Source organism: Paracoccus sp. C2R09 (genome assembly GCF_018860625.1).
GTDB lineage: Bacteria > Pseudomonadota > Alphaproteobacteria > Rhodobacterales > Rhodobacteraceae > Paracoccus.
Genome location: NZ_JAHKQB010000013.1, coordinates 1 through 6,773 on the forward strand (window position 1 = coordinate 1; position 6,773 = coordinate 6,773).

The following is a 6,773-nucleotide window of genomic DNA, read 5'->3' on the forward strand; positions in this document are numbered from 1 at the left end:
CATGAAGACGTTGTCGCGCACCGTGATGTCCAGATTGGTGGTTTGGACATAGAGGTTGTGGTTGTAGTAGCTGGGCGGCATGGGCGCGTCCGTGGACATGTCGTAATCATATCCCTCGGCCCAGCCGTTGCGATCGAACAGGTTGTCGCGCAACAGGCCCCCTTCGACCCCCGAGAGATAGGCGCCGCTGATCCGGTTGTTCGACGCGTGCCAGACCTCGCCCTCGCGGACGGTCTCTTCGCGGGCTACGTCGAGAACCTGGGAGTTCTGGAAGGTCAGGCCATCGATGTTCTTCAGCACGGCTTCGCCGCCGGTGATGGTCAGGTTGTCCAGCAGCAGGTTGTCGGCCCCGTTCATCGAGAAGCCGCCGCGGGCCTCGATATTCTGGATGACGATGTTCGCGCTGCGATCCTGGAACAGAAGCACCTCGTCGGTGACGATCGGATCGGCCCCTTCGCCATAGGCCCCGACATACATCGGGTGCAGGGCGCTTTCGCCCTCGGCGCCGCGGCTCACGATCCGGCCCAGCCCCTCGTATTCGTAGCCGCGCTCCATCAGCAGCCAGTCCGAGCTGGGCTCGACCCGGCGGCCCGTGATGGCGTACCACAGCTCCATACCCAGATCGGATTGCAGCGCCATATCCGCGCTTGCACCGTATTCGGGATGTTCGACCAGCCAGGAACTGGTGATCTTGTCCTCGCTCAGGCCCTCGGCCTTGGCAATATCGGCACGCGACAGCCCGTGATCGCCTTCGGTGATATGCACCTTGCGATGGTTGTCGCCATGTTCGACGACCAGATCGCCCGAAGCCGTCTGCTCGAGCATGTAGAAATCGCCCATGCCCCAGCCTGCGGCCTCGGCGCCCTCGGTCACGTCGATCGTGGCATCGATCACCTGGCTGCGGCCATCGAGATAGGTCACCTCGTACTGGAAGGACAGATCATCGTCCCTCTCGGGGTTCTCGGTCAGCACCAGCGCCAGGCTGTTGTCGGGATTGACGCTGACGCTCCCGTGCTCGGGGGTGGACAGGACGCGCATGCTGGCGATGTCGTCCTGGCTGTCCGGGGTCAGGATGGTGACGCGCCCAGCCATGGCTGACGTTTCGAAGGTAGCAGGGGGAAGAGGCTCCAGGGGCATTGGGTCGGTTCCGGCCTCGGGGTTCTGACCTCCGCACCACTGGTCATCAGGAACCTGCACGACCGGCCATTCGGGGTCCAGGCCTTCGGCGCTGTAGAAGTCCTGCAGGTCGTAACCGGTGGTGCTGGGCTGTCCTGCCAGTTCGAACGGATTGCTGAGTGAGACCTGATCTGGCCGGACCGCTGGTTGGGTTGGCAGCGCTAAGGTAGGAAAGTTAACGAAGAGGTCGCTCAGCAGCATGATGGGGCATCCCTAAAGTTGTTGTTCGGCAACCCGAGCAGAAGAACACCATGAAATTACGAAATTATTAACGCGCCTCATGAAATCTCATAGTCAGGGTTAGTTCGTCACGACGCTGATGCAAAATACAATGCAGCACTGATATGGGAACGAGGTTTCAGCGATTTCGATTAAAAAATCGGAGACAAATTTATGCAAACTTAACATTCAGAATTTTTGCACTGTTTGTTTGAGGCATTATAAGGGCCGGTCGTTTCGGAAAGAGAGAGATTTGCAATACAGAGGCTGCCGAGCATTTTCAATGCGGCTGATAGGCCGTCGCGTGCCATTTCATATGTGGCCTGAGTCATGTATATTTAATCTCACGCGATTAATTCGACTTTTGTCGATAGTAATATTGAATGCCAGAGGGCGCAGTGCGCAAATGGACGCGTAGAGATAAATAAATATTCCTCCTGGTCGTCGGCTCTCCGTGTCCTATCGCTAACCCAATTATTGCTGAAAAATGGGATTGTCACCTCAGAAGATCTTTCGCTTGTAACTGCTACTTGCAGCCCAAAGCCAGAGTTTTCCTGTCTGCGCAAACTGTCATGCCGAGGAACTTGACATCTTTCTGTAGGCGGTTGCCATCAGCCCGTATGACGGTGCGCGCGCTTAAATACAAAAGTCATCGCTTACCACGTGTCAGCATAGTGTGTTGAAAATTTGCCAATCACTGCGCCTCTGAACGCCCAGTAGGTAATATTTCGTTTGAACCGAAGGCAGAGCAATCCATCTGGGCTGAGCTGTATGCCATCCCGCGCACTTATGTTCGCGACGGACATTGTCGCTCATGACGGTAGCCTGAGACGCAGGCCAGTCAGCTACTCTTAACATGTAGAAACGGTTTGTTAACCTTAACGTGAAATGAACGATCCGGCGGCAGCGTCCCGGGAGAACCGGTAGGGCCCCTTGAATCTAGCGGAGTAGCCAATTGTCACACGACCTCTCAATGGGAAAGCTGAATTATCTAACGAGCTGCCAGGATGGGAAAATCCTAACGGTTAGTGATGAGTGGTTGGAAATATTCGGCTATGAGCGAGATAATGTTATAGGTCGCCACCCAGTCGAACTTGGGCTGGTGAGTGACCTGCAAAAATTCACGGAGTTCAACAAGAAATTGCGGGAGCGCTCCCATATAGCTGATTTTCGAACCCAATTGCATACGGCGGCGGGTGCGAAGTTGAAATGCAAACTCTACGGCTATAATTCGTTGTCACCCCGGAACGGTATGCGGGAGCACACTGTTTACGTCGACGTCGTCCAGCACGGGAAGATTAGTACAAGTCGAAATATCGAAGATCCGCATTGGAAAGAGGAAGGAAGTGTCCGAATTATGGAATGGCTGGTCGACGTCGAGCAAAAAATAGTTTCCAGCCATTCTAATAGACCGGATATGATTGGAACACCGGAGCTTGCTCCAATTGACTACTGGAACTCTTTCATCGAGTGGGGAGACCAGGACTGTCTCGAGGAGGTGCTGCGGGCGCATAGTGGAGGATTGAAGGGTGTAGAACGGCGGCACGTGAGACTTTCTCAGCTCCATGCGCGAAAAACCGCCCTTGTAGCAACGGTTGTTAAACCTGTGTTGAACGCGCCGCTTTTCTTGGTCACATTCTATTTGCACCAGCTTCACACCGACTCATCGAATGATGGCTCCAGCCTGTCGTCGGTCATATCGCGAAGGATGCAGGAGGTAGGGCAGGTGGGCGGATGGGAACTGAATATCGCCACCGGCGAGCTCAGCTGGACAGCTGAAACCAGACGCATTCATGGGGTGCACGATGATTATTGTCCAAAAGTCGAGGAGGCTTTAGCCTTCTATGCGCCGGAGGCTAAGAACACTATTGCAACTGCTGTCCAGCGAGGCATGGACACTGGAGAGGCTTGGGACCTCGAGCTTCCGATAATTCGTGCTGATGGAAGTTTTGCCTGGGTACGTGCCGCCGGCGAAACCGAGATGGTCGATGGAGTCGTAACACGACTCTTTGGTGCATTTCAGGATGTTACACAGCGGGTGCAACAAGAACTCGAGTTGCGCGAAGCACGGTGCTGGATGGAGTTGGCCTGTGATAGCGGCGGGGTTGGGCTCTGGAGTGTTGATGCGGTTGATGGAAGCGTCACCTGGAACGACAAGATGGCAGAGCATTTCCAAGGGGACGATCATGCAGTGCCGAATTCATTGGTTGAATGGCTAAAGCTGATGCCAGCTTCTCAAGCTGGTTTGCTGAAAGCTCAGATAAAAGCGCTCAAATCTGGAGGAGATAAATTTCAGCTCGAGATTAATAGGGGTGGCGAAGGCGGCGTCGTCAAGACCCTGAAGTTATCTGGCCAAGCCTACCGCGACGCGCACGGATTTACTGTTCGCATCCTTGGTTCTTGTATCGATCTTTCCGCGGAAAAGTTGGCACTAGACAAGTTTGCGCAGCAAAGCCAGCACATGGCCGTCACTCTTGCATCGATCGGAGACGGCGTAATAACGACCGATGAGCAGCAACGTATCACATGGCTGAATCCGGCCGCTGAAGAGATGCTACGCTGTGATCGCGGGATGATAATCGGCTCTCGTTTCTGCGATGTATTGGAGCTACGAGCTTCGTCGAAGCATGATGAAAAAGGGCATTGTGTTCTTGCGCTTGCCATTGAAGGCAATACGGCATTTACTACTGAAGAATGCACCTTGGCTGTAATTGGGCACCAGCGAGCCCTCGAAGTAACCCCTTCGGTTGCTCCCATCGTGGATGGCTCCGGAGCGACCCTGGGCGCCGTACTCGTGTTTAAAGATATGAGCGAGCAAAAGCTACTTTCAGCTCAAATTGAGTACCGTGCTACCCATGATGCACTGACTGACATCTTGAACAGATCAGAGCTGGCATTCCGGTATCAAGAGTTTGTCGGAGAATATGCTGGAGTGGGCCTCAGTTATTTATTTTATATAGATATAGACTATTTTAAAAAGGTAAATGACGGCTTTGGGCACTCGACGGGCGATGCGCTGTTACAAAAAGTGGCGCGTTGTGTGAAACAACATTTTTGCGAAGCCTCTTTGGTGGGTAGGTACGGGGGGGATGAGTTCGTAGTCGTCTCTCGCTTTAATAGCGTCGGAGCGGCTCGTGAAAGCGCTCAGTTTCTTTGCGCAAAAATAGCCTCTATGTCCGTACGAGCGTCATGTGGGCTTCGTACTACCCGTATCGGAGCTAGTATAGGAATAGCTGAGATCTCTGACCCAGCTGCGAACATGGAGGTTTATCTGCGTCGTGCTGATATTGCCGCATATGCTGCGAAACACTCAGGTCGAGGACAGGCGCGACTGTGGTGCCCCGAGAGTAGCGCGATGCTTGCCGCAGAGCATAATTCCTCCATAAGTCAATTGCTGGAAGAGGCTCTTGAGGGCGACGGTTTTCGTGTTTTTGGGCAACGGATTTTTGCGGCATCGCCAGTGGGCTGTAAGGCGATGACGGAACTATTGATCCGATTGGAGGGAAAGGATGGAACCATGCTTTCGCCCGCTTCATTCTTTGGAGCGGCAGAGCGCTACGGGCTTCTCCCTAGAATTGACCTTTGGATGCTAGGCAAATGTATTGAGATTATAGATCGTACATCTGAATCTGAAATGTACACAATAAACATATCTGGTCACTCAATGGAATCGCGTCCGTTCAAAGATGCGGTGATCGAGAGGCTATCGGGATGTTCCATCGAAGTGCGTCAACGCATCTGTTTAGAAGTAACAGAAGATACGATGATATCAAACCTGGAGGAAGCTTCGGAGTTTCTTGCAATTGTGCGCCGTCTCGGGGCAAAAGTCGCAATAGATGATTTTGGGGCCGGGGCGTCGTCATTCCGATATCTCAAAGCAATGCCTGCGGATCTTCTGAAAATTGATGGTAGTTTCGTCCGAAGCATGGATGATCCTGTGTCGTTGGCTGCATTAAAGTGCTTCATCGATATGGCTCGGCTGACTGGGTTGGTAACCGTCGCCGAGCATGTCGAGAGTGATGAGGAATGCAAGGCGCTGGCTGAACTGGGCATTGATTTATTGCAGGGATTTGCCCTCGCTCGTCCAGAGCCTGTCATTCACTCGTTTGCCGCTCCTATTGCAAACGATAATCTTTCGGGAATTGCCGCCATCGAGGCAATGCATTGAAGAAGAAACGTATGATGAACACAGGTGCTTCAGCTTTCAAGGCCAGGAAGACGGGGTGCCGCTTGTCTGGGCCATTGAAGGGACGGAACTTGAGAAATAGCGGTTTTTTTCGCGGCTAGCCGACAAATGGCAACTTTCAGATATTCTTTCGAAGTCCTCGGGTAAAGAATATCGTTTCGACCCGCAAGTATTAAACCTGGATATTTTTGAGAAACTCCAATTGCTTTGTCTAGTTGTACGGCCCCGGTATCTGTTCCAGCGGAATTGGGATTAGACGATCCGGCTCGGGATCCCGGGCTTTGCAGATGTATCTGTATGGTGGGAAGCCACCGAAGGCCTTAGGGTCCGGAGTGAAAACATAGGCGGCCATGTAGACTGAGAACGATGTGCGTATCCGATCGTGGCTGTGGTAGTGGCTCCGCTTGACCTCTGCGGCCTTGATCGTGCGGTTCATCCTTTCGACTTGGCCGCCCCTTAGGAAAACGATCCCCCGGATCTTTCTCCGATCCTCGGAAACTAACGGATGGTTGGGCTAGATCGGTCCTTGCTCGATCCCCTTGCGTCTCGCAGATCATGTCGAAGCGCATCAGCTGTGAATAGGCTGTATTCGTTCTGCGTGGTTGTTCAGCGAGCTGGATACCGTTTACGGTCAGGATCGTGTGAGCCTGGTAAGACGTGGCAGCCCGCCGAGCGCCTCGAGCAGGTGCTCTAAGAACTCCCATGCGGTGCACCCGCCAGTCTTGGCGACGAGTTAGGTAATTGCGAACTTGCTTGTGCTGCCAACGCCGACGAAGTGATAGAGCTTGGGCTCAGCGGTCTACGCCTCGGCGATGTCGATATGGAAGGAGCTGATCGGGTAGCGCTTGAACTACTACGGCTTCGGCTTGTCGTCCTTGACGTCCGGCAGGCGCGAGGCGCCATACCGGTGCAGGCAGCGATGCAGTGCCGTCCGCGTCAGTTGGGGGTCGAAGGTCGCAGGGAATGGAGCGTGTCATCCAGCGGAAGATTATGTGGCGGCGAAAGGCGGCGATCTTTGTGCGCGGCGCCTTTGGGGCGGTCCTCAGTTCATCAACCTTCCTCCGCTTCAGCCGCTTCGCAGCCGTCTTGGCGTTAATGCCCAAATCACATCTGAGTTTCGGCGGGCAATGCTTCCGACCGCTCTATTGCAGCTCTGAGGACGTGCGTTGTCCCTGACCTGCCCCCTGCGGGT

At 53.9% G+C, this 6,773-nt stretch carries 1 protein-coding gene and 1 pseudogene; one reads left to right on the forward strand and one right to left on the reverse strand.

The window, feature by feature from the left end; translation table 11 throughout:
* Positions 1 to 1,092, reverse strand: a pseudogene (locus KO490_RS03990) (cadherin-like domain-containing protein); the annotation flags it as partial.
* A 1,276-nt stretch (positions 1,093 to 2,368) separates the two neighbouring features.
* Here KO490_RS03990 and KO490_RS03995 point away from each other — a divergent pair.
* Positions 2,369 to 5,563 (forward strand): EAL domain-containing protein, encoded by a 3,195-nt coding sequence (locus KO490_RS03995; protein ID WP_216018117.1) that lies wholly within the window; start codon positions 2,369 to 2,371, stop codon positions 5,561 to 5,563.
* Positions 5,564 to 6,773 lie beyond the last annotated feature (1,210 nt).

What these genes read in the sequence shown, in the direction of transcription:
- KO490_RS03995 (WP_216018117.1), top strand. Translation starts at nt 2,369, where the DNA reads ATGGGAAAGCTGAATTATCTAACGAGCTGCCAGGATGGGAAAATCCTA.